The sequence below is a fragment of the Lactobacillus nasalidis genome (genome assembly GCF_016587775.1).
Classification (GTDB): domain Bacteria; phylum Bacillota; class Bacilli; order Lactobacillales; family Lactobacillaceae; genus Lactobacillus; species Lactobacillus nasalidis.
Genome location: NZ_BOCG01000305.1, coordinates 1 through 2415, shown reverse-complemented (window position 1 = coordinate 2415; position 2415 = coordinate 1). Strand labels below are relative to the sequence as shown.

Genomic DNA, 2415 nt, shown 5'->3' with positions numbered 1-2415 from the left:
TTGCCGGTGCCGGCATCGGCGGTGCTATTGCCGGCTTTGGCGGCGCCAAGCTTTACTCCTTCGGGGCCAACGGGATCCTGGGGCTGCCATGTTTCATCAACCCTAAGGGCATCGACGGTGGCTTCATCAGCCTCTGCTTGTCCGGTGTCGCTGCCTTTCTCTTTGCCCTGATCAGTGCCTTGATCATCGGCGACAAGAAGGAATCAACCGGGGCAATTGAAGCTAAAGCTGAAGAAAAGCAAAAGAAGCTGCCAAAGGAACTGACCTTTACGGCTCCGGTAAATGGCAAAGCTATCGACTTGACTGAAGTCAAAGACGAAGTCTTCTCCAAGCTGACTCTGGGCGATGGGATCGCGATCGAACCAGCTGACGGCAAGGTTTACGCGCCGTTTGACGGGATCGTCAGAGTTGCTTACCCGACCGGCCATGCCGTCGGCATTGCCACGGAAAACGGGGCTGAGTACCTGCTGCACCTGGGGATCGACACTGTCGAGCTGAAGGGGCAGTACTTCAAGAGCCATGTTGAACAAGGGATGAAGGTTAAGCAGGGCGATCTGCTGGTTGAATACGACGTCGACAAGGTCAAGGCCGCCGGCTATGACCCGACGCTGATGCTGATTATTACCAAGAATGACGCTCTGGACACGGTTACTCCGCTCAAGCAGGGCGAGGTCAAAGTTGGTGACCAGATTCTGGACGTGAAAGTGAAGTAGGTGAAACAAAATGGTGATTGACGCGAATGTATATTGGCTGCCGGATGAATTTTTCAAAGGCGACCTGCTGGAGCATTTCCTGGCCTGCATCAATGCTCACCCGGACACCCATGCTGTCAGCGAGGAAAGTGCTGAAGGCGTCAAGATCGTGATTGAGAAGCCGCGCGGCTGCGCTGGACTGGACTTTTTCCAGGCAGACTACCAGCTTGAAAAGCAGTTTGCCGACTTTGAAAAAGCTGGCGTTGACCAGGCAATTTTGAAACTGCCAGGCTGCCAGGAATGGCTGGATCTGGACCTTTGCAAGATCTACAACCGGGCTGTGGCCAAGGTGGTCAAGGAATCCGCTGGCCGCTTGATCGGCCTGGCCGCCGTGCCAGTGGACGGGTCAGCCGAAAGCCTGGCTGAACTGGAATATGCTGCCGGGGAACTGGGCCTTAAGGGAGTTCAAGTCTCTGCCCACTATGACGAGGGCTATCTGGACCAGCCGTATTACCGGCCGTTTTTCAAAAAAGCTGCCGAACTTGACCTGCCGGTATACGTGCACCACACGCCGGTGCCGCTGGAGTACGAGGCGATCAAGGATTATGACAACCTGCGCCGGTCTTACGGACGCTGCGCTGACCAGATTATCGCGGTCAGCCGGGAAGTCTACAGCGACCTGTTCGCCGAATTTCCAAACCTGCACTTGATTCACTCCATGCTGGGCGGGGGCTATTTCACCTACAAGAGCATGCTTTTGCCAAGAGATTCCGGCGGCGGCCGCTTTGATACCAACAACGGCGCGGTCAAAGAGCGCTTGGAGCAAAACATTGCCTATGAGCTCTCGCATGCGCAGCCATGGGGCGAGGACAACCTGGTCCTGGCCGCCAAGATTTTGGGCGCTGGCAATCTGATCTACGGGTCTTCCTATCCGGTCAAGAGCAGCTGGCTTTTGGGCGGACCGGCCATGGTCAAGGGACTGTCCCTGCCAGACGCCGACAAGGAAGCGATTCTGGCCGGCAATGCCCGCCGCTGGTACAAGCTGGACTAAAACGATTTTACAATTTTAATATTTTTTCTCAGCTATTTTGGAGAAAGGCTGTTGCTGAGGCAAAGTTTTGCTATAATTAGCATATGACTTAAGCTTCGGCATTATTGCTGGGCCTTTTATCAATAGAAAGATGAGGAAACAAGATGAACAAGACTGAACTTGTATCAGTTGTAAGTGAAAAGACTGAATTCAGCAAGAAGGAATCCGCTCAAATCGTTGACGCCCTGTTCGCAACTATCGAAGAAGAACTTGCCAAGGGTGAAAAGGTACAATTGATTGGTTTCGGGACTTTTGAAGTTCGCGAACGTGCTGCTCGTAAGGGCCGCAACCCGCAAACCGGTGCTGAAATCGAAATTCCAGCAAGCAAGGTTCCTGCCTTTAAGCCAGGCAAGGCTCTGAAGGATGCCGTTAAGTAATTTTGAATACTTTTCTAAAACTGTCCGCATGAGCGGGCAGTTTTTTTTGCTGTAACTAAAACGTAACACGGCTGCCCTTGTATTCGGGAAGAAGCAGGACTAACATATTTTGCAGTTATGTTAATGAAGGGAAAGCAGAAAATGCGTTTATTTTTTGAAAAAAGTTATCTGAGAAAGCTCTCCGGCATCGTCAGCCGCCTGCTCTTAGCGGGCAGCCTCTTTGGGGCAGCGGCCGTGCCGGGCGTGGCTCACGCTG

3 protein-coding genes are annotated in these 2415 nt (G+C 52.9%); all 3 read left to right on the top strand.

Features of this window, described 5'->3' with window-relative positions:
• Positions 1 to 713, top strand: a 713-nt coding sequence (locus lacNas_RS05440) for a PTS sugar transporter subunit IIA (RefSeq protein WP_201346674.1), incomplete at its 5' end; no start/stop codon positions are given.
• Between the two features lie 10 nt (positions 714 to 723).
• Positions 724 to 1743 carry an amidohydrolase family protein gene (locus lacNas_RS05435; RefSeq protein ID WP_201331368.1) on the top strand — a complete coding sequence of 340 codons (1020 nt, stop codon included), beginning with the start codon at positions 724 to 726 and terminating at the stop codon, positions 1741 to 1743.
• 143 nt (positions 1744 to 1886) lie between these two features.
• Complete coding sequence (gene hbs / locus lacNas_RS05430; protein WP_201331367.1) at positions 1887 to 2159, top strand: non-specific DNA-binding protein Hbs; 273 nt, start codon at positions 1887 to 1889, stop codon at positions 2157 to 2159.
• Positions 2160 to 2415: the final 256 nt, after the last annotated feature.